Genomic DNA, 22,848 nt, shown 5'->3' with positions numbered 1-22,848 from the left:
TGGGGCGCGCCCCCGCCCGGCGCGCAGCCACAGTGGGGCGCGCAACCACAGTGGGGCACGTCGCAGTATCCGGGGCAAGCGTGGGGCGCTCCGGCCGATCCGCGTTGGCCGGCCGGCGGTCCACCTCCCTATGGCCAGCCACGCTACGTGGCTCCCCCGAAACCCGGAATCGTGCCCCTCCGCCCGCTCTTCTTCGGTGAGATCATGGACGGCGCGTTCCAGACCATCCGCCGGAACGCGAAGACCATGTTTGGATCGGCCCTTATTGTCAAGGCGATCACCGGTGCATTGAGCGGGGCGGTCGAGTTTGCCACGCTAGGGATCGCCCGACCGCCCGTAGGGGGCTTCACGAGCCAGGACGAGGCGACGCAGTACTTCAGCCCGGTCCTTGGCGCGGCTGCCGGGATCATGGGAATTTCGTTGCTCTCCATGGTGCTGGCGGCCATCCTTCAAGGGGTCATGGCGATTCCCGTCGCCAGGTCGGCGTTGAACCGGCCCACCGGGTTCAAGCAAATGTGGTCCCTCGCCCGCTCGCGTCTCTGGCCCCTGGTAGGCTTCGCCGCCCTCATCCTCGCCGGAGCGTTGCTGTTCTTCCTCGTCCTGTTCTTGTTGGCCGTCCTCATCCTGACTGGATTGGGACCGGTCGGAGGGCTGTTGCTTCTCCCTTTGGGACTGGGCGCGATCGTCGTATATGCCTGGATCTACACGAAGCTGATGGTGGCCCCCGCGGCGATCACCGTAGAGGAACTCGGCGTCTTCGCCGGTCTCCGACGCTCGTGGGCGCTGACCACCCGGAACTGGTGGCGGATCTTCGGAATCACGCTGCTCGTGGCCTTCATGGTGGGTATCATCGGGTCGGTCATCCAGATTCCCCTGAGCTTGGCGTCCGGCGGAGTAACCGCTGTGTTCGCACCCCATGCCGGGGCCCCGCAAGTAACCACCACGGCCATTGTCCTGGCAGTCGTTTCGCTGGTGGTCGGGATCCTGGTAGGCGCCGTTGGCTTCGCTTTCCAAACCTCGGTAGCGGCCCTGATTTATATGGACCTGAGGATGCGGCGCGACGGACTGGACCTGGAGCTCCTGCGCCTCCTCGAAACCGGGGAAGATCCCGACGGCGTTCCGGGCCGCCGCGGGCCACCTCAAGCCGGTGCGCAATCGTGGCCGCCGACCACCGGTCAGGGCTTCCCCACAGGATGATTCCGGCATCCGCGCCCTTCGCCTTTCTTTTCGCCGCCTCCGAGCCTCCCGTTGATCCAGACCGCGCGGAAGCGCAACGGTGGGCGGTTGAGGAACTGTCCAAACCGCAGTACGCAGCGGCCAAACCCAGTTGGATAGACCAGATATGGAACCAGTTCATCGACTGGCTCCGCTCCTTGAACGGCGACTCCATCAGCGGGCCGAATATCGGATTGCCGTTGATCGGCGCCCTGGCCGTGGTCCTCATTGTGGTCGCGGTGATCGTTGTCAGGCCAAGGCTCAACGCCCGGAAGAAGATGTCAGCGGATGTTTTCGACGGCGAGGCAGCAGTTGACGCCGACGCGTTCCGCGCTCGGGCAGCTGCTGCGGCAAGCCGCGGGGACTGGCAAACGGCCGTCGTCGAACAATTCCGTGCTGTGGTCCGCTCCGCGGAGGACCGGGCAATCATTGATATCCAGGCTGGCCGGACCGCGGACGAGGCGGCTGCTCAATTGGGTCGCGCATTCGGGGAAGCCAGTTCGCGGCTCGAGGAAGCGGCCCGCATTTTCGATGGCGTGAAGTACGGGAAAGCAACTGCCACGGCTTCCGATCATGCTGCAGTGCTGGCCTTGGACACCGGACTGTCGGGCATGAAACCTGACTTCGCCGGCCAACCCGCCAGCGGTTTGGCGGTGCCGCGATGACCGCCGACACCCAGAGGCTCCGATGGCCCGCGCAGTTTCGGGCCTGGTCGCGCCGCCATGTGGCCTGGATCATCATCGGTGCCATCGTCGCGGTATTGGGCGTCGTCACGGTGACGCAGTCCCCCGCGAACCCGGACAGCGCCCCCCTCTCCGCCGGCAATCCGGCGCCGGATGGTGCGATGGCCGCCGCCGAAATCCTCCGGCGGCACGGAGTCGCGGTCACGGAATCCGATTCGTTCGCGACGACCACCTCGCTGCTGGCGAAGGAGCCGGGCGCCACCGTCTTCCTGTATGACCGCAACGGCTATCTCGATTCCGCCCAGTTGCGCAGCTTGCTGCAAGCGGCCGCGCGGGTGGTGGTCGTGGCCCCCGGGCTCCGCACCCTCACGGGACTGGGCAGCGGGATCCATAGCGCCGGGGTGGTTCCCGACGGCACGTCAACGTTGGAAGCTGGATGCGGTCAGGCCGATCCACTGGCAGCAGGGAGTGTCTCCGCGAAGGGCGCGTTCCTTTACACAGGGGCCGAAGCGATGTGCTACCGCCCGAGCAGCAAGGACGGCGGCATGTACGCGGCCACTGCGGACGGACGGCTGGTGGTACTCGGCAGCGCAGCCCTGCTCAGCAATGATCTCCTGCAGGTGGAAGGCAACGCCGCGTTGGCACTCCGAACCCTCGGGCCGGCGCCGGATCTCGTCTGGTATCTGCCCGGCCTTGGAGACGTACCGAATGACGGCGGGCCGCCTACGCTGAATGACTTGGCGCCACCGTGGGTTGGCTTCCTGGGCTTGTGGTTGGCGGTGATCGCGGTGCTCGCCGTGCTGTGGCGGGGCAGGCGGCTTGGTCCGCTGGTGTTCGAGCCGCTGCCGGTGGTGGTCAAGGCCGTGGAGACCGCGGAAGGCCGCGCGCGTCTGTACCAGGATTCCCGCGCTGTGGGCCGGGCAGCCGAAAATCTCCGGGCCGGCACGTTAAACAGGCTTGCCAAACACTTCCGACTCGGACCCGAGGCCGGCGCACAAGCCGTCCTCGATGCCGTGTCCCGGAAGGTCAACCGGCCTGCACAGGAACTGCGGACGGTACTGCTGGACCACCGGCCACGCACCGAATCAGAACTGGTCCACTGGGCACAAAGCATCGAAAAACTCGAGCAGGAGGCAACGGCCCCATGAGTAATCAACCGCTCAGCAATCAAACAATGGGCAATCAAGCGAACAGCTTCACAGACGGCGACCATGGCTACTCGGGAGGCCCGGCGTCGCACGGGCAACCGGCGCCGGCCCCTGCGACGTCGGATCCTGCCCGCAAAGCGTTGCTGGATGTCCGTCACGAAGTAGGCAAGGCCGTCGTCGGGCAGGATGCAACGGTAACGGGCATGCTCATCGCGCTTCTGTGCGGGGGGCACGTACTGCTTGAGGGTGTTCCGGGCGTTGCCAAGACCCTGCTGGTGCGTGCTTTGTCCGCCGCCCTGAGCCTGGATACGAAGCGGGTCCAGTTCACGCCGGACCTCATGCCCGGTGACGTCACGGGCTCGCTCGTCTACGACTCGCACACCTCGGAATTCACCTTCCGCGAAGGACCGGTGTTCACCAACATCATGCTGGCGGACGAAATCAACCGAACGCCTCCCAAAACCCAGGCTTCGCTGCTGGAAGCCATGGAGGAGCGACAGGTATCGGTGGACGGGCTCTCCCGGCCGCTGCCATCGCCCTTCATTGTGGCCGCGACGCAGAACCCGGTCGAGTACGAGGGCACGTATCCGCTCCCCGAGGCCCAGCTGGACCGCTTCCTCCTCAAGCTGTCCATGCCGTTGCCCGGACGTGCAGAAGAGATCGAAGTGGTCCGAAGGCATGCGGAAGGCTTTGATCCACGCAATTTGCCCGCGGCGGGAGTCAGGCCCGTAGCGGGGCCCGCCGAACTCCAAAATGCCCGCGACGCGGTGGCCGGAGTGACAGTTGCCCCAGAGATCCTCGGCTATATCGTGGACGTCGTGCGGGCGACGCGCGCGGCGCCGTCGTTCCAGCTGGGCGTCTCCCCGCGCGGTGCCACGGCGTTGCTGAACACCTCGCGTGCCTGGGCATGGTTGTCCGGACGCAACTTTGTCACCCCCGACGACGTCAAAGCACTCTCCCTCCCGTGTTTGAGGCACCGTGTTGGGCTTCGTCCCGAGGCACAAATGGACGGTGTGCACATAGACGATGTCCTCGGAAGCATCCTGGCTTCTGTTCCCGTGCCGCGTTGATAGGCCGTGCCTCATGACTGTCCGAACCATGACCATCCAGGGGTATTGAATGGCGATCACAGGCCGCTTCGTGCTGCTGGTTTTCGCCGCGTTGGCCCCCTTGGTCATGTTTCCCGCCTGGAGCACGGTCCTTCTCACCACCGCCGTCTTGCTCGCGCTGTTGTTGTGCGACATCGTGCTGGCCGCGTCGCCCGCGAAGATCGCCCTGCAGCGGAAGGACCCGGGGAATGTCACCCTGCATTCGGAAACGGAGTCCGTTCTGACGCTGGAGAACGGCAACCGGCGAACCTTCCGCGGGCTGGTACGGGACGCCTGGCAGCCGTCCGCCGGGACCGTCGCCGCGGTCCAGCGCGCCGATATCCCGGCTGGTGAGCGGCGGCGAGTGTCGGTACGGCTGAGGCCCACGCGGCGCGGCGAGCTGACCGCACCGCACGTTACGCTGCGTTCCTTCGGCCCGCTTGGCCTGGCGGCCAGGCAACGTACCGTGGCCCTCCCCGGCCGTCTGCGCGTCCTGCCGCCGTTCCATTCGAAGCGGCATTTGCCGTCCAAGCTGCGGAAACTGCGGGAGCTCGACGGCAAGGCGGCCGTGCAGATCCGCGGAGCCGGCACAGAGTTCGATTCCCTCCGCGACTACGTCCGGGGTGACGATGTGCGCTCCATCGACTGGCGGGCCACCGCCCGGCGCACCGCCGTCGTCGTCCGGACCTGGCGGCCGGAACGGGACCGGCGCGTCGTGATCATGCTCGACACCTCGCGCACGGCGGCAGCCCGGATAGACGACGAGCCCCGACTGGACACCGGGATGGAGGCGGCGCTCTTGCTGGCAGTGCTGGCTGAACGGGGCGGAGACCGCGTGGACTTCTTCGCCTTCGACAGGCGCGTCCGCGGGCGCGTCGATTCGGCGGCGAAAGGCAATCTCCTCGGCTCCCTGGTCCAGGCCATGGCTCCGCTCGAGGCGGAACTGATCGAGTTGGACTGGGCCCGGATCCCGGCCGAGATTCGGGCCATTTCGGCGCACCGTTCCCTCGTGGTCCTGTTGACCTCGCTCGACAGCGGCGCTCCGGAAGAGGGACTCATCCCCTTGGTAGCGCAACTGGTGCGGCAGCACGTGGTGCTGATTGGATCTGTCCGGGACCCCTTGCTGGGACGGATGAAGGAGGAACGCACAACGGCGAGCCAGGTCTTCCGTGCCTCGGCCGCCGAACGTGCCCTGCTGGACCGTGAGGCCGTGAGCGCCCAATTGCGGCAGCTTGGCGCGGAGGTAGTCGACGCCGAGCCCGTGGAATTGCCGCCACTCCTGGCGGATGCGTACATTCGGCTGAAGGCCGCAGGCCGCTTGTAGCCCGGCCGGGCGCCGTGTCCACAAAAATCAATTACCCGGAATCCGAGGAAAGCACATGAGCACACCCATCTACGAGCTGGCGCTGGGCGCCAAGTTCCGTCAATTGCAGCCCGAGCTCCAGGACTACTTCTCCCTCGCCCCGGGCTCCGGATACTACGGAATCGGCGAGGGCGTCTTCGACGTCGTCGGTTGCCGCCAGAAATGGCTCCGCCCCCTCCTTGCCACGGTCGCCGGGGAAGAGGCCTTCTTCCCCGAATACGGGGAGCGCATCCCGTTCCGCATCGAAAATCATGCGCACCTTGACCCGTTCGGGCGCTCCAGCCTCACTGCCCGGCGTGAAATCTTCTTCCCCGGGCACACCCGCTTGTTCCATGACACCACCGTCGCGGAAACCAGCAACGACGGCACCCGTCTGGTCGACTACGTGGGCCGGTATCGCCGGCTCGCCACGGCTTTGGACCTGGACGTCACGCCCGAGGGGCGGCTTCGCGGCGTCTCGGGCGCCTCGCGTTTGTTCCTGGGTCCCCTGAGGCTCGCCCTGCCGGCTTACCTGGACGCCAAAGCCTACGCAGAGCAGTGGTGGGATGCGGCAGAAGGCAAACATCGGATCCAGGTGAAGGTCCTTCAGCACCATGTGGGCCTGGTCCTGGTCTACGCAGGCTCCTTCGATTACCGTTTGGCACCCTCGCTACCAGCGACCGATGGTGCCGTGGCGGCACGGACCGCCACTGCCGCCGTCGGGCTCCCCCGTTACGCCGAGCCGGATCGGTGGGAACGGCGGGTCTAGAAGGCGCCGGACGAAAGGCTAACCGAGCGCGAGCTGGTTCAGCCCGTCAGCAAGCTGGGTCAAGCGGTTCAGAACCTCTTTGGCTCCCGACGGCGAGTACCCGGCCAGCCCGTCCGACGGCGTGACACGCACGGCCCCCAGGCTCGACGCCGGCAGGCCGAGTTGGCGCCAAGGCCGCCACACGCTGTCCACGAGTTCGGCGGTGCGTGGCAGGTTTGCCCGCGGATTCTCTACCGTGAGGGCGCCGGCCCACACACGTTTGCCCGATTCGACGGCGGTGGCAAGCTGTTCCCATTGGCGCGTGGTGAGTGCTTTGAGCGGAAGCGCGACGCCGTCGGCCCCGGCTGCGAGGATCTGCTGGATGGGTGCTTCGATCTCTGGAACCGAAACCACTGTCTCCGCGACTCCCGCGGCCCGCAGCGCGTCGATGACCAAACGCCAGGCGCCCGTGGCCTCTTCGACCGGGATGGCGCGCAGGGTGCGGTAACCGCTCGCGGTGGGAATGGTGCCCGCCAACACGGAAGAGACGTCCGGCTCGTCGAGCTGGACCACTATCCCGGCGCCCGGCACGGCATCGCGGATCCGGGACACGTGCTCGGCGACGCCGGCCGCCAGGGACTCGGCAATGTCCCTCCTGGCGCCGTAATCAAGAAGGGCGCGCTCCCCATTGTGCAAATAGAGGCCGGCCGCGAGGCTCAAGGGGCCGCGCAACTGAATCTTGAGTTCCCGGGCGGAGGTCTCTTCCGAGCCGGCAACATCGGCGAGGACGTTGATGTCCGTGGCAAGCGCAGACTTGGCGCGCCGCAGGTCTTTCCCCGGGCGGTCAACCAGGCGCCAGCCGTGTGGCTGGACATCGATCGCCAGCTCGACCAGAAGCGATGCAGTCCGGCCGAGGGCGTCCGAGCCGACACCGCGGTCGGGAAGCTCGGCAAGGAACGGCAGGTGCGGGCTGCCCAGCTCGCCACGGATCACCCGTGCCGCCTCGGCAGGATCAGTCCCGGGCCAGGGACCCAAGGCCGTGGCGGTGACCTGGTTCTGCGCGGTTTCGGCAGGCACGTCGTCAGGCCTGCGCGATGGAAGCCTGGTGGCCCTCGGCGATGGCCTCGTGGTGCCGGATGACCTCGCTGATGATGAAATTCAGGAATTTCTCGGCGAAGGCAGGATCGAGGTGCGCTTCTTCGGCGAGCCGGCGCAACCGGGCAATCTGGGCGGACTCGCGCCCCGGGTCCCCTGCAGGAAGCTTGTGCGTCGCCTTGAGGACGCCCACTTTCTGGGTGGCCTTGAAGCGTTCCGCGAGGAGGAAGACAAGGGTGGCGTCGATGTTGTCGATGCTGGAGCGGATGGAGAGCAACTCGTCCATGACGGCCTGGTCCACACTGCCTGCAAGGGAGCTGGCGGAAGGATCGAAGGAGTCGGCGTCGGGGAGGGCGTGGTTCTGCTCGGTCATTCCTCCAGTCTAGGGTGTGCCGGCCGGGCCTTGAGGGGCAGAATGGGCATGTCCACGCCGATGATAAGGAGAGCACGCATGAAAATCGCAGTTCTTGGCACCGGAATGGTAGGGCATGCCCTGGCAAGCAAATTGGTGGAGGTCGGCCACGAGGTCATGATGGGTTCCCGGGAGGCCGGCAATCCCAAGGGTACGGAGTGGGCGGCGCAGGCAGGGCCGGGAGCAAGTTCCGGTTCCTTCGCCCAGGCGGCCGGCATGGCGGAAATCGTGGTCAACGCGACCCCGGGCACGGTCTCGCTCGCAGCATTGAGCGAGGCCGGGGCCGCGAACCTGGCCGGCAAGGTCCTGGTGGACGTATCCAATCCGCTGGACTTTTCCGCGGGGTTCCCGCCGTCGCTCTCCGTCTGCAATACCGACAGTATTGCCGAGACCATCCAGCGTTCCTTCCCCGAGGCCCGTGTGGTCAAGACCCTCAACACTTTGACTGCTCCGCTGATGGTTGATCCGCTCAGGCTTGCCGATGGTGCCCATGACGTCTTCGTGGCGGGGAACGACGAGGACGCGAAAGCCACCGTCGTGGGGCTCCTGCGGGAGTTCGGTTGGATTCCGGACCACATCCACGACCTGGGCGGGCTCGACGTCGCCCGCGGCCTTGAAATGTGGATGCCGCTGTGGCTCCGGATCTTCATGCGCCAGCCGAAGGACAAACTCTTCAACATCAGCATCGTGTCCGAATAGCCCAGACGGAACGGACATGCCCGCCCTTCGTGGAGAAGGGCGGGCATGTCCGTTCTTGTGGATCACCGCTTCGATGGCGGGCTAGATGCCCAGCAGCTCGCGGTTCTCTTCCCGGCGTCGGGCCTGTTCGTCAGGATCCGGCACCGGCAGCGAGGCAATCAGCCTACGGGTGTAGTCGTGCTGGGGACTGCCCATGATCTGGCTGCCGATCCCTTGTTCCACGAGCTTGCCCTTGTACAACACGCCGACCCAATGGGAGAGGATGTCCACGACGGCGAGGTCGTGGCTGATGAACAGCGCGGCAAAGCCAAACTCTTCCTGGATGTCCTTGAACAGTTCCAGGACCTTTGCCTGCACGGACACGTCGAGGGCCGAGGTCGGCTCGTCGGCGATCAGGAGGCGCGGGTTGAGCGCGAGCGAACGCGCCAGCGAAGCACGCTGGCGCTGCCCGCCGGAGAGCTCGTGCGGGAAGCGTTCAGCGTACGACGCCGGCAGCTGCACCGATTCGAGCAACTGCGCCACACGCAGGCGTGCTTGAGCCGGGCTGGGGTGGGTATGGATGAGCAGCGGTTCCGCCACGCACTCACCAATGGTCAGGTGCGGGTTGAACGAGGCGGCCGGGTCCTGGAAGACGAAGCCGATGTCCTTGCGCAGCGGCTTGAACGTGTGCTCCTTGAAGCCCAGCATTTCGTAACCAAGCACCTTGAGGCTGCCGCCGGTTGCCCTGTTGAGGCCCGCGATGGCCCGGCCGATCGTGGACTTGCCGGAACCGGACTCGCCAACCAGGCCGAAGACCTCGTTCTCAGAGACCGTGAAGCTGACGTTGTCCACGGCCTTGAACCCAGGCTTGCCGAGGCGGCCTGGATACTCGATGGTGAGGTTCTTTGCCTCAACCAAGACCTTTCCGCCTTGGTGCAGGCGCTCAGTGGCCCCTTCGGACGCTGAGTTGCGGCCGAGGTGCGGCACGGCGGCCAGCAGCTTCTTGGTGTAGTCCTGTTTGGGCTCCGCGAAGAGCACCCTGGAAGTAGCCTCTTCCACCACGTCACCTTGATACATGACCACGACGCGGTCCGCCAGGTCGGCCACGACACCCATGTTGTGGGTGATGAGGACAATCGAGGTGCCGTACTTGTCCCGCAGGTCCCGGAGCAACTGAAGGATTTCGGCCTGGACCGTGACGTCCAGGGCGGTCGTCGGCTCGTCCGCCACGATCAAACCCGGGTTCAAGGCAAGCGCGGCAGCGATGACCACGCGTTGCTTCTGCCCACCCGAAAGCTGGTGGGGATAGTAGTTGACGCGGGTCTCCGGATCGGGGATGCCTACCTTGCGCAGGGCTTCGGTAGCCCGCTTCTTGGCTTCCCTGGCCGAGATGCGGTGTCCGTCCGAGGCATGGGCCCGAATGCCTTCGGCGATCTGCCAGCCGACCGTGAACACCGGGTTCAGGGCCGTTGACGGCTCCTGGAAGACCATGGCTACGTCGCGGCCGCGGATCTTGCGCAGTTTGGACGCGCTGACGCTGATGACGTTGTTGCCGTTGATCAGCACGGCTCCGGAGCTGATGGCTGTCTCGGGGAGCAAGCCGAGGATGGTCTTGGCCGTGACAGTCTTGCCGGAACCCGACTCCCCCACGATCGCCACGACTTCGCCGGCTTTGACCTCGAGGCTGACGTCCTTGACCGCGTAGACGTCGCCGCTGTCCGTGGCAAAGGTGACTTTGAGCCGTTCGATGTCCAGGACCGGCTGGCCGGATTGCAGCGGCTGGTCCGAAATGTTGCCGATGTTGGTGGTCATGCCTTACCTGCTTCTGGTTCAGGAGTGGTGGTGGCCCCTGTGTTCTTGCCGTCGGTTCCTGCCGTGGCCTTCGAGCGGGAGGCCTTGCCTCCAGCACGCTTGCGACCACGTAGCCGGGGATCGTTGAGATCGTTGATGCTCTCGCCGACCAGGGTCAGCCCCAGCACCGTGAGGACGATCGCGATACCCGGGAAGACGCCTGTCCACCAAATGCCGGAGGACGCGTCTGCCATGGCCTTGTTGAGGTCGAAGCCCCACTCTGCGGCCGAGGACGGTTCGATGCCGAAGCCCAGGAAGCCGAGGCCGGCCAGGGTCAGGATCGCTTCGGAGGCGTTCAGGGTGAACATCAGCGGAAGCGTCCGGGTGGCGTTCTTGAAGATGTGCCGGGTGATGATCCGGAAGCTGGAAGCACCCAGGACCATGGCCGATTCCACGAACGGCTCGGCCTTGAGCCTGATGGTCTCGGCCCGGATCACGCGGAAATACTGCGGAACGAACACCACGGTGATCGAGAAGGCGCAGGCGAGGATGCCGCCCCAGAAGCTCGACTGGCCACGGCTGATGACGATCGACATGACGATCGCCAGGAGCAGGGAAGGAAAGGCGTAGATGGCATCGGCGATGACTACCAGCACCCGGTCCAGCCAGCCGCCGAAGTAACCACTGAGCAGGCCCAGCGCCACGCCGAGGAAGATGGACATCGCCACGGCGACGACGATCACGGTCACCGCGGTCTGTGAACCCCATAGGACGCGGGAAAGAACGTCATAGCCGCCCACCGTGGTGCCGAGCAGGTGCTTGCTGCTGGGGGCCTCCTGGGTGGGGAACGAGCCGGAAGCGTCACTCAGTTGGGAATAGCCGTACGGTGCGATGAACGGCGCAAGCACGGTCGAGAGAAGGAAGAGCCCGGTCAGCACAAGCCCTGTGATGAGCATGCCCCGCTGGAGGCCAACGCTCTTGTTGACGTGGGAAATGACGGGAAGTCCGGACAGGAAGGACTTCTTTCGTCCTGAAATTGTTGCAGTGCTCATGTCAGTACCTCACTCGCGGGTCGATCAGCGCGGCGACGACGTCCACGACGAAGTTGGTAAATGCGACGATGACGGCCAGCAGCACCACGATGCCCTGGACCGCGACGAAGTCCCTCGCATTCAGGTATTGGACCAGCTGGTAGCCAAGGCCCTTCCATTCGAAGGTGGTCTCGGTGAGCACGGCTCCGCCGAGCATCAGGGCGATCTGCAGGCCCATGACGGTGATGATGGGGATCAGCGCCGGCTTGTAGGCGTGCTTGGTGACGAGCCGGAACTCGCTGACGCCACGGGAACGGCCGGCCTCGACATAGTCCTTGCCCAGCGTGCCGATGACGTTGGTCCGGACGAGGCGCAGGAAGACACCGGCGGTCAGCAGACCGAGGGCAATAGCGGGAAGCACTGCGTGCGACACGACGTCGCCGAGTGCGTTGAAATTGCCGCTGCGGAGGGCGTCGAGCCAATAGATGCCGGTGGGGGCGGCCAATTGGCCCATGGCCAGCTCGGTACGGGTGGACACACGCCCGGCCACCGGGAGCCAGCCGAGCCAAACGGAGAATGTCAGCTTGAGCAGGAGTCCGGAGAAGAACACCGGGGTGGCGTAGCAGAGGATCGCAAAGCAGCGCAGGAAAGCGTCAGTCGCCCTGTCGCGCCGTTGAGCGGCGATCATGCCCAGCGGGATGCCGACTGCGAGCGCCACAATCAGCGCGTTGATCGACAGCTCAAGGGTGGCCGCGCCGAACGTCGACAGCATTTCGACGACGGGGCGCCGGTCGGTGATGGTAGTGCCGAAGTTGCCTGTGACCAGCTGGCCGAGGTATTCGAAGTACTGGATGATGATCGGCCGGTCGTAACCGGCGTCGTGGATTCTCTGCGCCAGGACATCCGGAGGAAGCCGGCCGCCCTGGGCTGCGGTAATGGGGTCTCCGATGACCCGCATGAGGAAGAAAACCAGGGTCACGAGGATGAAGATCGTGGGAATGATCAGGAAGAACCTGACGACGATGTACCTGCCCAGACCCCCGCCCGCTGATTTACTCTTGGGAGCGACCGCGTCCGGTTCGACGTCGGGCACCTCTATAAGTGTTGTCATTGCTACCTAAAGTTCATTGCCCGCGGATCGCGCGGGGTTTTGCTCAAAATGTGAGGCAATCAGCAATAAGGGGAGGCAAAGCACCTGTTGGCACCCGCCTCCCCCTACCGGCTGCTTACTTTGAAATAGTTCCCAATCGGAACTTGAAGGAAGCGTCAAGCGTCTTGTCGACGCCGTTCACGCCCTGTGCCGAGATGGCAACCTGGGCACCCTGGAGCAGCGGCAAAGTGGAAATGTCCTTTGCCAGAGCGTTCTGGGCGTCCTTGATGGTTGATTCGCGAGCCGACTTGTCCGTGGTGGTCAGCTGCTTGTTGATGAGGTCTGTCACGGCCTGGTCGTTGAAGTGGTTCTTCAAGAAGCCGCCGTTCGGGAAGAACGGGGTCAGGTAGTTGTCCGGGTCGCTGAAGTCGGGGAACCAACCGAACTGGAACAGCGGGTACTCGTCGGCACGGCTGGCCTTGCTGTAGGTCACCCATTCGGTGGACTGCAGGTTGACCTTGAAGAGGCCCGACTTCTCCAGCTGGTCCTTGATCATGGCGTACTCGTCGCCCGAGGACTTGCCGTAGTGGTCCGGGTTGTACTGGAGGTTCAAGGTGACGACGTCCTTGACGCCGGCGTCGGAAAGGACCTTCTTGGCTTTGTCCAGGCTCGGCTTGCCGTTGTCGCCGTAAGCGTCCTTGAACGACTCGTTGGCGCCCAGGAAGCCGCTGGGGACGTTGGAGTACAGCGGCAGGTAGGTGCCCTTGTAGACCTGGTCCGCGATGGCCTGGCGGTCAACGAGGTTGGCGATCGCCTGGCGCACGGCGAGTGCCTTGGCCGGGTCTGCACCGGGTGCCTTGGCACCGAACGGCATGGTGTTGAAGTTGAACGTGATGTAGCGGATCTCGCCGCCGGGACCTACGTTGACCTTGACCTTCGAGTCCTTCTTGAGGTCGTCGACGTCGGTGGCGCTGAGGCTCCGGTTTGCAACGTCGATGTTGCCCTGCTGGATGTCCAGCTTCATGTTGGTCGGCTCAGCGTAGTACTTGATGGTGGCGGCGTCATTGGCCGGCTTGCCCAGGACACCCTGGTAGTCAGGGTATGCCTTGAGGCTGATGAGCTCGTTCTTCTTGTAGCTGTCGATCGTGTACTGGCCATAGAACGCCTTGGCCTTGATGATGTCGTCATCGGAAAGCAGTTTGTCGGCCGGGAAGACCTGGTGGTCCACAATCGGCGCGGCCGGGCTGCTGAGGATCTGCGGGAACGTCTGGTCGTTGGCAAGCTTCAGCTTGAAAACGACAGTGCTTGGGTCCGGGGCGCTGACGCTGTCCAGGTTTTCGAGCAGGCTTGCAGGACCAGCGGGATCGTTGATCTTGAGCTGCCGGTCGAAGGAGAACTTGACGTCGGTGGAGTCCAGCGTATGGCCGTTGGCCCACTTCAGTCCGGGCTTCATTTTCACGGTGTACTCGGTTGGCGACGTGAACGACGCCGACGCGGCCAGGTCCGGAACGGGGTCGGCGCTTCCTGGCTTCGAGTTGAGGAGGAAGGAATAGACCTGGTTCATCACCATGAAGGAACCGTTGTCGTACGAGCCCGCGGGATCGAGAGCAGTCACCTTGTCGGTGGTGCCATAAGCGATCGGGCCGCTGGCAGCTGAAGAAGCTGAACCGCCGCCGCCCGCCGGGCCCGTGCAGGCCGTCAGAGCGAATACGGAGATGCCCGCGAACGCGATAACGCTGCGCAAGGCTTTTTTGTTCAATGCCATCAGTGAACTTTCTGTTCGATGGAAACGGCGAACCGCCGTGGGTAATTTTCTCGGAGCACATACTCCTGACTCCACGATTCAATCAGAAGCATTTTTGGTGAAACGTTTGATTTTGTGAGTTGAGACACAAAATTTACTTTTCTTTTGGCTCGAAGTCGGCTAGGCGGGCCACGTCAGGGCGCTTCCAGTGTCGACAAGCGCATTTGTTAGCGCTAACAATATTGACGATGCTCCCCGCGGGAAAGTCGCCGGAATTCGCGGCCCTAGAGTTCCGCGCGCTGCAGGGAACGGGCGGCGTCGATGGTGGCCTGGCCGAGAACACGCGTGCCTTGGTACAGCACGATTGTCTGCCCGGGAGCCACCCCGCGCAGGGGCTCGACAAGAGTCACCACGAGGCCTTCGCGTTCGGTGCCGGCGTCGTCGGTGTGCCGCACGACCGAAGCCTTGGCAGGAACCGGATCACCATGGGCGCGGACCTGGGCGTGGCAGTCGAACTCGGCGCCCGTGGAAACCTCAGCAATGGGCACGCCTGCCCAGGACACCTTGATTCCACGGATCTCGTCGATGGCCAGAAGCGCTTCGGGCCCGACGACCACCTTGTTTTCCTTGGGCCGGATTTCCAGGACGAAGCGCGGCTTGCCGTCAGCGGCAGGGGTGCCGAGCTTGAGGCCGCGGCGCTGGCCTACGGTGAAGGCGTTGGCCCCAGGGTGTTCCCCGACCTTGGTTCCGGCCTCGTCCACGATGTCGCCGGTGGTCATGTCGATCTTCTCGGCGAGCCAGCCGGCGGTATCGCCGTCCGGGATGAAGCAGATGTCATGGCTGTCCGGCTTGTTCGCCACGGACAGGCCGCGGCGCTCGGCCTCGGCGCGGACCTCAGCCTTGGACGGGGTCTCCGCCAACGGGAACATGGAGTGCTTAAGCTGCTCGTGCGTCAGGACGCCGAGGACATAGCTTTGATCCTTGGCCCAATCGGCCGCTCGGTGGAGTTCGGGATTGCCGTCCGCGTCCTGGATGACCTTGGCGTAGTGGCCGGTGCAGACCGCATCGAATCCGAGGGCGACAGCCTTCTCCAGGAGGGCGGCGAACTTGATCCGCTCGTTACAGCGCATGCAGGGATTGGGAGTGCGGCCGGCAGCATATTCATCGATGAAGTCCTGGACGACGTCTTCCTTGAAGCGTTCCGAGAAGTCCCAGACATAGTACGGAATCCCCAGGACGTCGCACGCGCGCCAGGCATCGCGGGAGTCTTCGATGGTGCAGCAGCCTCGGCTGCCGGTGCGCAGCGTTCCGGGCATGCGGGACAGCGCCAAGTGGACGCCAACGACGTCGTGCCCTGCCTCGACGGCGCGGGCGGCGGCAACGGCAGAGTCGACTCCGCCGCTCATGGCTGCAAGAACTCGCATGCTGGCTTTCTGTTGATGTTGGGGAGAAGATTTGCGCGGAAGAGACGAGGCGCGCCCAACTATTCTAGCGCCCGCGGGAATCCGCCTCAAAAAATGCCTTGACCGCCGTCGCGGACGATTCTAAAGTCAAAATAAACAGTTTTAGATCCCGGCCGAGTGCGCATTCATTCATCCACACGCAGCCTGGCCACGCGAACCGCCCACGCCCCGCGAATCGAGTCACCATGGACACTGAACACATCCTTATCGCAGGCGGCGGACTCGCCGGTGCCACGGCGGCAAAAACCCTGCGCTCCGAAGGTTTCCAGGGCCGCATCACCGTGGTCTGCGCCGAGAATGAGCTCCCCTACCTGCGCCCTCCCCTCTCCAAGGAATTTCTCCTGGGCAAGGCCGACGAGGACAGCGTCCCGGTGCTGGCGGCCGGCTGGTACGGGGAGAACGACGTCGAACTCCTCCTTGGCGAGGCGGTCGCAACCGCCGATCCTGCCGCCCACACGGTCCAGCTGAGGTCAGGAGCCGAGCTGAAGTTCAGCAAGCTCCTGATCGCCACCGGGGCGCAGCCGCGCCGGATTCCCCTCCTTGCTTCCAATCTTGCGGGCGTCATGACGTTCCGGACCTTCAATGATTCCCGGAGACTCAAGGAAGAACTGTCCGGCGGGGGCCGGACTGTGGTGATGGTCGGCTCGGGTTGGATCGGCATGGAGCTCGCCGCAGCCGCGAGCAGCTACGGCAACAGCGTGACCTTGCTGGGGCTTGAAGACGTCCCGCTCAGCACGGCCATCGGCCCCGAACTAGGGGGCTTCTTCCGCAGCCTGCACGAAAAGCACGGTGTGCAGTTCCGGCTCCCTGCGAGCGCAGCGGAGATCACCGGCACCGGGGGCAGGGCAAGCGCCGTTGTCACCAACTCCGGCGAAGTGCTTCCTGCCGACCTCGTGGTGGTGGCTGTCGGCGTGGTTCCGGATACGAGCCTCGCCGAAGCCGCAGGGCTGGACATCCGCAACGGAATCGTGGTGGATTCTTCGCTTCGGACCAGCAGCCCGGACGTTTTCGCGGCCGGAGACGTCGCCAACGCCCTCCACCCCTTCACCGGCGATCACCTCCGGAGCGAGCACTGGTCCAACGCCCTCAACGGCGGCAAGGTCGCAGCCAAGGCGATGCTGGGACAGGACGCGATGCTGGACGTCGTCCCGTATTTCTACACGGACCAGTTCGACGTCTCGATGGAGTACTGGGGATATCCCACCCTCGCGGCAGGTTCCGTACCCGTCATCCGGGGCGCGTTGGAGGAGAACAGCTTCCTCGCCTTCTGGCTGCGGGACGGTGCGGTGGTGGCGGGCATGAGTGTCAACCGGCAGCGGGTACAGAAGCCCGTCAAGGCGCTCATTTCGGGGCGCATACCCGTGGATGTGGACCGCCTGGCTGATCCCGCTGTTCCGCTGGATCAGTTGTTGTCCGGAGACTGATCGCTGGCCGGGATCCCAGCAGGGACGCTGCCGTGGCTCCGGGCCACCGTGGCTGCGGTCTGGATGCTGGACTCGTGACCGGCCATTCCTGCAAGCTTCGCCCGGGCATACGCGTCCGGAAGGGCCTTGAGCAGGGCGTCGACGTCGGCGTCGTTCGAAGTGTGTCCCAGGCTGAATCGTTGCGCCCCGCGGGCGGTCTCCTCGTCCAGCCCCATGGCAAGCAGGACGTGCGAGGGCCTGGGGACTCCCGCCGTGCACGCGGAGCCAGTGGAGGATTCGATGCCCGCGAGGTCCAGCAGGAACAGCAGGGAATCGCCTTCACAGCCAGGGAACGTGAAATGCGCGTTGCCGGGAAGCCGGGCGTCGCCGGGCGCGCCGCGGAGCACCGCCTCGGGAATGGCGACCTTGACGCCGTCGATGATCCGGTCCCGCAAGGCGCCGATCCGTTCGCGCTCTGCCACCAGGTTGTGGGAAACAGACTCCGCCGCGGCGGCGAATGCCGCGATGGAGGCCGTGTCCAGGGTCCCCGAGCGCACGTCGCGCTCCTGCCCACCCCCGTGCTGGACGGGAACGACCTTGGTGGAACGCCCCAGGAAGAGGGCACCCACGCCGACGGGTCCGCCGATTTTGTGGCTGGAGACCGACATCGCGGCGAGCCCTGAGTCGCGGAAGCTCAGGGGAATCGAGCCGAACGCCTGGACTGCGTCCGAGTGCACGGGTATGCCGTGGGCGGCGGCGATGTCCACGATCTCCTTGACGGGCTGGATGCTGCCCACCTCGTTGTTTGCCCACATGACAGTGACCAGGGCCACCGATCCCGGGTCTCTTTCGATCTCCGCCCGCACAGCGTCGAGCTGCACTACGCCTTGGGAATCGACGGGGAGCCAGACCGCTTCGGCGCCTTCGTGACGTTCAAGCCATTCGACCGTGTCCTGCACCGCGTGGTGCTCGACGGCGGAGCACAGGATCCGCTTGCGGCGGCCGTCTTCGTCGTGGCGGGCCCAGTACAGCCCCTTGACGGCGAGGTTGTCCGCTTCGGTTCCCCCGGACGTGAAGATGAGCTCGGAGGGATGTGCCCCTGCGGCTGCCGCGATCGCTTCCCGGGCCTCTTCCACGGATCGGCGCGCACGCCGTCCGGAAGCGTGCAGCGATGACGGATTGCCGGTCCGCGCCAGCTCGCGGGTCATGGCGGTGAGAGCTACAGCGGCCAGGGGCGTGGTGGCGGCATGGTCCAGGTAAACAGGCACTACCCAAGTCTATCGAGGCACACCGACACAGGCTCGCGCGGCAGGTGCCGTCCCGGCGCTCCCCCTAATCCGCGGGAAGGATCCTTGCGCAGCAATGGCCTTCCCGGTTGTCATCGGCGATCCGGGCCTCGGCAATTCCGCACGCGGCGGCCGCTCCGCTCAGGAAGGCGCCGTTCAGGGCGCAGACGACATTCGTGTGGCTTTCGGCCAGACGGTGGAACGGGCAATTGACCAGGGAGTACCCGCCGTCGTCGTCGGCTTCCGGCCTGTAGCCGTAGCTGGCCAGGACATCCTCGAAATGCGGCTCGATGCTCCCGGCCTCGCGGCCCCGGGCGTAGGCGGTTTCGAGAAGAGCTTCGCGGGGGGAGCCACCCTGTGTCATCAAGGCCTGGATGGCAGAGGCCATCACTTCGCCGGCGAGGTCGTAGTGGCGCTCAGGCACCGAGGCGCCGACCTCTTCAACGACAGGCGCGTACAGCTTCGCAGGGCGCCCGGAACCCGGACCCACTTTGCCCCCGAGCTTGCGGAACTCGACACTCAGGAGCCCGTCACGGACCAGCCGGTCAAGGTGAAAGGACGCAGTGCTGCGGGGAAGACCGAGCGCCATCGCGGCATCGTCGCGGCTGACCGCGTCATTTGCGCCGCAGACGTGCTCGTACAAGCGGCGGCGATTGCCATCGTCGAGGGATGCCAAGGCGGAAAGCCGACGCAGCCAGGGAAGTCCGGTCATGCATCCAGCTTAACTCTAAAATCAACACTCATTGCTTAATCCTTCCCGACTTTCTAAAATCAAATTATCCACTTTTAGAAAGAAGGCATCATGAGTACCGCATCATCCCCGGCCCAAGCGAAAACCGGATCGCTGATGTCCATGGATCCCCAGCGGCAGGCATTCCTGCTCCTCCGGACCGTGTTCACCGTGGCGCCGATCCTTTTCGGCCTGGACAAGTTCAGCAACCTGCTCACTCACTGGACCATGTATTTGGCGCCCGTGGCCACCTCCGTGATTCCGGTCCCGGCCCAGACTTTCATGTACATCGTGGGCGTCGTTGAGATTGTGGCCGGTATAGCAGTGGCGGTACGCCCGCGCTTTGGCTCGCTCCTGGTGGCCGTGTGGCTTCTGGGCATCATCGTGAACCTGCTGGTGCTCGGCAACTTTTTCGACGTCGCCCTCCGTGACTTCGGACTGCTCGTGGGCGCACTTGCGCTCAACCGCCTGGCTGTCGCCGGGCGCCGCTGACCGGCAGGGTCAGGCCAAGACCCGCAAGGCGCCCGGAACCACGTCGATCTCCAGCGGGAGGGGGCCGATCCGCTCGCCGTCGGCGTAGGCCACCACGTTCTCCGCGCCAAGCCGCACCGAGCGCACCCGGCGGATTTCCACCGCCGGGTGCGAGGTGTGCCGGCCGGAAAAGACCTTCGGGAACACCGCAAGGAGGGCCAGCCGGGACAGGGGCTTGACGACAAACAGATCCAGCCACCCGTCGTCGGGCGCCGCATCGGGGACGATGCGCATCCCGCCGCCGATCGACTGGACGTTGGCCACGGAAATCAGCATGGCGCCCTCCCGCGCTGACGCGCCGTCGGCCGTCACGGTGTAGGTGATGGCCCGGAACGATCCGAGCTCCCGGAGCATCGCGAGGGTGTAGCGGAGCGTACCCCTGGGCCATTTCCAGGAGTTCGCCCGTTCATTGACAGCGGCGTCGAATCCCGCGGATACCGCCCCGGCAAACCACATGGTGCGTCCGCCGGAAGTTACGCGGCCCGCGTCGATCAGCCGGCCGCCGTCGGCGAGCGCCGAAATCACACGGGCACACGATCCCGCTACGTCTTGCAGGGGCAGTCCAAGCATCCGGGCCATGTCGTTTCCCGTACCCACGGGAACAATCCCGAGCGGCAAGGCCGTCCCGCCGAGCGAGTTGACGCCCAAATGGACCATGCCGTCGCCGCCCACAACCACCAAGGCATCGGGACCCGCACGAAGCGCTTCGCCGACTGCTTCCCGCAGGGCGTCCATGCTGTCGCGTCGAAGGACGACGACGTCGAGGCCTGCGGCGCGGAGACAGCGGGCGGCTTCGTCCCCGGCAAGGGCGTGCCGGCCGAACGCTGCGGTCGGATTGACTGCCAGCACGATCCTTCGACGCGGCCGACCGCCCAGCCCGTCGGAGCCGGTGCTGGGCAGGTCAAAGGAATGATCGGGGCCGGCCGGGGAGTTCACAGCATGAATCATGCCACCGGCAGGGGCGGGATCCGGGGAACTAAAGCTCCGGCCGCCGTCGTTCTCATGGTGGGCTGGCTAGACTTGCCAAGATCGCCGTTCCGGCACAGGGCGGCGGGAATCTTCAGAATCCCAGAGAAAGGCCCGTGGTTGGCTCAGGGCAGCAGTTCCCACTATCAGATCCTCCGGGTCCCCGTCACGGCCACGGACAAGGAGATCAAAGTGGCCTACCGGAAGGCCGCGAGGAACGCCCACCCGGACCACGGCGGGGATCCCGAAGTCTTTCGACAAGTCACGCTTGCGTACGAGACCCTGATTGATCCCAAGCGGCGGGCGGAGTACGACCGCCGCTATGCGAGCGGCGTTTCGGGCAGGACAACCCCGTTCCCGGCGCAAAGGCCTGACTACGCCGGCACCGGCGCTCCCGGACCGGAAACCCGGGCCGGGGTCCACCGTCCTAATGCCCCGCGCAACACCGCCGGCGACGCCCCCGTCTACGTCCCGCCCTTCGATGATCCCTTGGAGATTCCCCTCATTTCCAAGGGCGAGGCCGCCTTGCAGATCCATGGGATTCCCCGGAAACGTGGGATCTTCGGCGCCGAAGCCCGCATTCAGCGCGAAATGCGGACAGTCCAGCTCATCAGCCGCCAGATCCTGCCCGCCATCCCTTCGGCACGGCTCATCAACGGGCTTCGCTCCCCCTCGGATGACAGCCACATCGATCACGCCCTGCTTGTCGGCTACCGCTTGGCGCTGATCGGTTCCATGTTGCTGCCCAAGGGCGCCTATGCCTGGGACGGCGTGGCGCTCAAGCACGGTGGGCGCTCGGTGCCGCCGCCCCAACTCGAGCTGATCGTCCGCCACATGCAGGAGATCTTCCCGGAACTGAATGTCACGGGCTGGGTGGTAGTCCACAGCCCGGACGGCAACCCGCACGAACCGGTCATCGACCATTACAGGCGCACGGACGGAGATTTCGGGTCGGTGCAAATCGTCAACGCCTCCGGGCTGGCACGCGGGCTCAAGCAGTTCCTGAGTTCAGGACCCGTGCCCAACACCGTGGTTGTCCCGGTCCTTGCCCGACTGCTGCGCGGCATGCACTGAGCAACGCCCTCTTTTCGCTGGCTAGGATTGATACGTGTTCCGCATCCTCTTCCACACCCCTGAAATCCCGGGCAACACGGGAAACGCCATCCGGCTCGCCGCCATCACCGGCGCGGAGCTCCACCTCGTGGAGCCGTTGGGCTTCGACTTCTCCGACGCGAAACTGCGCCGCGCGGGACTCGACTACCACGACCTCGCAGTAGTCACGGTGCACAAGGACATCGAGGCCGCATGGGCGGCACTGCAGCCTGAACGCGTCTTCGCATTCACGTCCGACGGCGAATCCTCCTACACGGACATTGCCTACGAGGAAGGCGACGTCCTGCTGTTCGGCCCCGAGTCGGTCGGACTTCCCGCCTGGCTGAAGCAGGATCCGCACGTCACGGCGCGCGTCCGGCTTCCCATGCTGCCGTCCCTCCGCTCGCTGAACCTTGCCAATGCGGCTTCCATCGCGGTGTACGAGGCCTGGCGTCAGCACGGTTTTGCGGGCGCGAAACTCTAGCCACGCCAAGCGGCCGCCCGGACATCCTCAAGGCCACCGCCGCGTATCACCCATCCAAAGCGCCCCCTGCGCCGAATCCCCTATGCAGGCACAAAGCCTGGGCGGGCAGCTGGCCTGCGAATCAAGGGGCCGGTGAAGCGGCGGCCGTGGAAGGGGCGCAGGTGGCTACTCTCAAGACTCACAGTGCTTCTGGTACTGCCAGGGTCACGAGCAATCTATGCTGGACGGTGATGGATACACCCAATGTGCGAGGCCACGAGGCCCCCAGCCTGATTGCCGGCTCGAATGCGCAGCTTGCGGAATTGCTGGGGTTGATGGCCGACGGCGACCGCGGCGCCTTCAGCGAGTTCTACCGGCTCACGTCGCGGAGGGTCTTCGGCATGGCCAAGCGCGTCTTGGTGGATGCGGGCCTGAGCGAAGATACCACCCAGGAAGTGTTCATCCAGGTCTGGCAAAACGCCGGCAAATTCAATCCCGAGGCCGGCAGCCCGCTCGCGTGGCTCATGACGATCACCCACCGGCGCGCTATCGACCGCGTCCGCTCCGCCCAGTCCGCCACGGACCGCGAAGCGAAATATGGTGCCGCGAGCCAACTCCCTGACCACGATTCCGTGGAAGAAGAAGCCACCAGCCGGCTCGAGGCCGAGTCCGTCACCCGTTGCCTCGCCACCCTGACGGAGACGCAACTGGAGTCCGTGCGGCTCGCCTACTATGGCGGCCTCACCTACCGGGAGGTCGCCGAACAACTCGGCGCCGCGATTCCGACCATCAAGTCCCGCATCCGCGATGGACTTCTCCGACTCAAGACTTGCCTGGGGGTGAGCTGAC

General features: G+C 65.2%; 22 protein-coding genes. 12 read left to right on the top strand and 10 right to left on the bottom strand.

All coding sequences use genetic code 11. From position 1 onward, the window contains the following. Positions 1 to 147: 147 nt before the first annotated feature. From BMF89_RS17715 to BMF89_RS17690, 6 genes are read left to right on the top strand one after another with little or no spacing between them, the layout of a single operon-like run. The gene (locus BMF89_RS17715; protein ID WP_078108382.1) at positions 148 to 1,197 is read left to right on the top strand and encodes a hypothetical protein; all 1,050 of its coding nucleotides are present in this window, start codon (positions 148 to 150) and stop codon (positions 1,195 to 1,197) included. Continuing rightward, positions 1,194 to 1,880 (top strand): DUF4129 domain-containing protein, encoded by a 687-nt coding sequence (locus BMF89_RS17710; protein WP_078108381.1) that lies wholly within the window; start codon positions 1,194 to 1,196, stop codon positions 1,878 to 1,880. The genes BMF89_RS17715 and BMF89_RS17710 overlap by 4 nt, the downstream gene beginning before the upstream one ends. Continuing rightward, on the top strand, positions 1,877 to 3,046 hold the full coding sequence (locus BMF89_RS17705) for a DUF4350 domain-containing protein (RefSeq protein WP_078108380.1): 1,170 nt from the start codon (positions 1,877 to 1,879) through the stop codon (positions 3,044 to 3,046). The genes BMF89_RS17710 and BMF89_RS17705 overlap by 4 nt, the downstream gene beginning before the upstream one ends. Positions 3,047 to 3,072: 26 nt before the next feature. Further along, on the top strand, positions 3,073 to 4,116 hold the full coding sequence (locus BMF89_RS17700; protein ID WP_078108379.1) for a MoxR family ATPase: 1,044 nt from the start codon (positions 3,073 to 3,075) through the stop codon (positions 4,114 to 4,116). Positions 4,117 to 4,165: 49 nt separating this feature from the next. Next, positions 4,166 to 5,458 carry a DUF58 domain-containing protein gene (locus BMF89_RS17695; protein WP_078108378.1) on the top strand — a complete coding sequence of 431 codons (1,293 nt, stop codon included), beginning with the start codon at positions 4,166 to 4,168 and terminating at the stop codon, positions 5,456 to 5,458. 55 nt (positions 5,459 to 5,513) lie between these two features. After that, the gene (locus BMF89_RS17690; protein ID WP_078108377.1) at positions 5,514 to 6,245 is read left to right on the top strand and encodes a DUF4166 domain-containing protein; all 732 of its coding nucleotides are present in this window, start codon (positions 5,514 to 5,516) and stop codon (positions 6,243 to 6,245) included. 18 nt (positions 6,246 to 6,263) lie between these two features. On the opposite strand, the gene BMF89_RS17685 is transcribed toward BMF89_RS17690, so the two are convergent. Both BMF89_RS17685 and BMF89_RS17680 read right to left on the bottom strand, forming a co-directional pair. Next, entirely contained in the window at positions 6,264 to 7,301 is a 1,038-nt protein-coding gene (locus BMF89_RS17685; RefSeq protein WP_078108376.1) for a hypothetical protein, read from the bottom strand. 4 nt (positions 7,302 to 7,305) lie between these two features. Continuing rightward, a complete protein-coding gene (locus tag BMF89_RS17680) occupies positions 7,306 to 7,692 on the bottom strand; it encodes a chorismate mutase (protein WP_078108375.1) in 387 nt (128 codons plus the stop codon). 78 nt (positions 7,693 to 7,770) lie between these two features. On the opposite strand from BMF89_RS17680, the gene BMF89_RS17675 reads away from it, so the two are divergent. Then, positions 7,771 to 8,430, top strand: coding sequence for an NAD(P)-binding domain-containing protein (locus tag BMF89_RS17675; RefSeq protein ID WP_078108374.1), 660 nt, complete (start codon positions 7,771 to 7,773; stop codon positions 8,428 to 8,430). Between the two features lie 81 nt (positions 8,431 to 8,511). Here the strand turns inward: BMF89_RS17675 and BMF89_RS17670 are convergent, their stop codons facing one another. The 5 genes from BMF89_RS17670 to mnmA form a co-directional block, all read right to left on the bottom strand. Continuing rightward, positions 8,512 to 10,221: an ABC transporter ATP-binding protein gene (locus tag BMF89_RS17670; RefSeq protein ID WP_078108373.1), complete on the bottom strand. Its 1,710-nt coding sequence runs from the start codon at positions 10,219 to 10,221 to the stop codon at positions 8,512 to 8,514. Next, positions 10,218 to 11,252 carry an ABC transporter permease gene (locus BMF89_RS17665; protein ID WP_078108372.1) on the bottom strand — a complete coding sequence of 345 codons (1,035 nt, stop codon included), beginning with the start codon at positions 11,250 to 11,252 and terminating at the stop codon, positions 10,218 to 10,220. The genes BMF89_RS17670 and BMF89_RS17665 overlap by 4 nt, the downstream gene beginning before the upstream one ends. 1 nt (position 11,253) lies before the next feature. Further along, the gene (locus BMF89_RS17660) at positions 11,254 to 12,342 is read right to left on the bottom strand and encodes an ABC transporter permease (protein WP_078108371.1); all 1,089 of its coding nucleotides are present in this window, start codon (positions 12,340 to 12,342) and stop codon (positions 11,254 to 11,256) included. Between the two features lie 115 nt (positions 12,343 to 12,457). Continuing rightward, positions 12,458 to 14,086, bottom strand: coding sequence for an ABC transporter substrate-binding protein (locus BMF89_RS17655; RefSeq protein ID WP_078108370.1), 1,629 nt, complete (start codon positions 14,084 to 14,086; stop codon positions 12,458 to 12,460). A 263-nt stretch (positions 14,087 to 14,349) separates the two neighbouring features. Further along, entirely contained in the window at positions 14,350 to 15,489 is a 1,140-nt protein-coding gene (mnmA, locus tag BMF89_RS17650; protein WP_078108369.1) for a tRNA 2-thiouridine(34) synthase MnmA, read from the bottom strand. Between the two features lie 224 nt (positions 15,490 to 15,713). On the opposite strand from mnmA, the gene BMF89_RS17645 reads away from it, so the two are divergent. Next, positions 15,714 to 16,952 carry an FAD-dependent oxidoreductase gene (locus BMF89_RS17645; protein ID WP_078108368.1) on the top strand — a complete coding sequence of 413 codons (1,239 nt, stop codon included), beginning with the start codon at positions 15,714 to 15,716 and terminating at the stop codon, positions 16,950 to 16,952. Here BMF89_RS17645 and BMF89_RS17640 read toward each other — a convergent pair. Both BMF89_RS17640 and BMF89_RS17635 read right to left on the bottom strand, forming a co-directional pair. Continuing rightward, positions 16,931 to 18,199, bottom strand: a complete 1,269-nt coding sequence (locus BMF89_RS17640; protein WP_078108367.1) for a cysteine desulfurase family protein — start codon at positions 18,197 to 18,199, stop codon at positions 16,931 to 16,933. The two genes, BMF89_RS17645 and BMF89_RS17640, sit on opposite strands and share 22 nt — an antisense overlap. A 64-nt stretch (positions 18,200 to 18,263) precedes the next feature. After that, positions 18,264 to 18,929, bottom strand: coding sequence for a helix-turn-helix domain-containing protein (locus tag BMF89_RS17635; RefSeq protein WP_078108366.1), 666 nt, complete (start codon positions 18,927 to 18,929; stop codon positions 18,264 to 18,266). A 90-nt stretch (positions 18,930 to 19,019) separates the two neighbouring features. On the opposite strand from BMF89_RS17635, the gene BMF89_RS17630 reads away from it, so the two are divergent. Next, complete coding sequence (locus BMF89_RS17630; RefSeq protein WP_078108365.1) at positions 19,020 to 19,439, top strand: hypothetical protein; 420 nt, start codon at positions 19,020 to 19,022, stop codon at positions 19,437 to 19,439. Positions 19,440 to 19,448: 9 nt separating this feature from the next. Here the strand turns inward: BMF89_RS17630 and BMF89_RS17625 are convergent, their stop codons facing one another. Continuing rightward, positions 19,449 to 20,414 carry a diacylglycerol kinase family protein gene (locus BMF89_RS17625; protein ID WP_253190875.1) on the bottom strand — a complete coding sequence of 322 codons (966 nt, stop codon included), beginning with the start codon at positions 20,412 to 20,414 and terminating at the stop codon, positions 19,449 to 19,451. A 150-nt stretch (positions 20,415 to 20,564) separates the two neighbouring features. On the opposite strand from BMF89_RS17625, the gene BMF89_RS17620 reads away from it, so the two are divergent. The 3 genes from BMF89_RS17620 (at position 20,565) to sigK (ending at position 22,847) form a co-directional block, all read left to right on the top strand. Next, the gene (locus BMF89_RS17620) at positions 20,565 to 21,518 is read left to right on the top strand and encodes a J domain-containing protein (RefSeq protein ID WP_078108538.1); all 954 of its coding nucleotides are present in this window, start codon (positions 20,565 to 20,567) and stop codon (positions 21,516 to 21,518) included. Positions 21,519 to 21,552: 34 nt separating this feature from the next. Next, complete coding sequence (locus BMF89_RS17615) at positions 21,553 to 22,020, top strand: tRNA (cytidine(34)-2'-O)-methyltransferase (RefSeq protein WP_078108363.1); 468 nt, start codon at positions 21,553 to 21,555, stop codon at positions 22,018 to 22,020. 230 nt (positions 22,021 to 22,250) lie between these two features. Beyond that, on the top strand, positions 22,251 to 22,847 hold the full coding sequence (sigK, locus tag BMF89_RS17610; protein WP_078108362.1) for an ECF RNA polymerase sigma factor SigK: 597 nt from the start codon (positions 22,251 to 22,253) through the stop codon (positions 22,845 to 22,847). The last annotated feature ends 1 nt before the right edge of the window (position 22,848 follow it).

The organism is Arthrobacter sp. SRS-W-1-2016 (assembly GCF_002009585.1).
Taxonomy (GTDB): Bacteria; Actinomycetota; Actinomycetes; order Actinomycetales; family Micrococcaceae; genus Arthrobacter; species Arthrobacter bambusae_A.
The sequence above is the reverse complement of the archived record's forward strand: the minus strand, read 5'-3'. Positions and strand labels throughout refer to the sequence as shown.

Bases quoted from the DNA above. Each gene is read 5' to 3' on its own strand.
- BMF89_RS17670 (WP_078108373.1), bottom strand. From the start codon at position 10,221: ATGACCACCAACATCGGCAACATTTCGGACCAGCCGCTGCAATCCGGC.
- BMF89_RS17705 (WP_078108380.1), top strand. From the start codon at position 1,877: ATGACCGCCGACACCCAGAGGCTCCGATGGCCCGCGCAGTTTCGGGCC.
- sigK (WP_078108362.1), top strand. From the start codon at position 22,251: ATGGATACACCCAATGTGCGAGGCCACGAGGCCCCCAGCCTGATTGCC.
- BMF89_RS17645 (WP_078108368.1), top strand. From the start codon at position 15,714: ATGGACACTGAACACATCCTTATCGCAGGCGGCGGACTCGCCGGTGCC.
- BMF89_RS17695 (WP_078108378.1), top strand. From the start codon at position 4,166: ATGGCGATCACAGGCCGCTTCGTGCTGCTGGTTTTCGCCGCGTTGGCC.
- BMF89_RS17700 (WP_078108379.1), top strand. From the start codon at position 3,073: ATGGGCAATCAAGCGAACAGCTTCACAGACGGCGACCATGGCTACTCG.
- BMF89_RS17630 (WP_078108365.1), top strand. From the start codon at position 19,020: ATGAGTACCGCATCATCCCCGGCCCAAGCGAAAACCGGATCGCTGATG.
- BMF89_RS17660 (WP_078108371.1), bottom strand. From the start codon at position 12,342: ATGACAACACTTATAGAGGTGCCCGACGTCGAACCGGACGCGGTCGCT.
- BMF89_RS17665 (WP_078108372.1), bottom strand. From the start codon at position 11,252: ATGAGCACTGCAACAATTTCAGGACGAAAGAAGTCCTTCCTGTCCGGA.
- BMF89_RS17710 (WP_078108381.1), top strand. From the start codon at position 1,194: ATGATTCCGGCATCCGCGCCCTTCGCCTTTCTTTTCGCCGCCTCCGAG.
- mnmA (WP_078108369.1), bottom strand. From the start codon at position 15,489: ATGCGAGTTCTTGCAGCCATGAGCGGCGGAGTCGACTCTGCCGTTGCC.
- BMF89_RS17690 (WP_078108377.1), top strand. From the start codon at position 5,514: ATGAGCACACCCATCTACGAGCTGGCGCTGGGCGCCAAGTTCCGTCAA.
- BMF89_RS17675 (WP_078108374.1), top strand. From the start codon at position 7,771: ATGAAAATCGCAGTTCTTGGCACCGGAATGGTAGGGCATGCCCTGGCA.
- BMF89_RS17655 (WP_078108370.1), bottom strand. From the start codon at position 14,086: ATGGCATTGAACAAAAAAGCCTTGCGCAGCGTTATCGCGTTCGCGGGC.
- BMF89_RS17635 (WP_078108366.1), bottom strand. From the start codon at position 18,929: ATGACCGGACTTCCCTGGCTGCGTCGGCTTTCCGCCTTGGCATCCCTC.
- BMF89_RS17680 (WP_078108375.1), bottom strand. From the start codon at position 7,692: ATGACCGAGCAGAACCACGCCCTCCCCGACGCCGACTCCTTCGATCCT.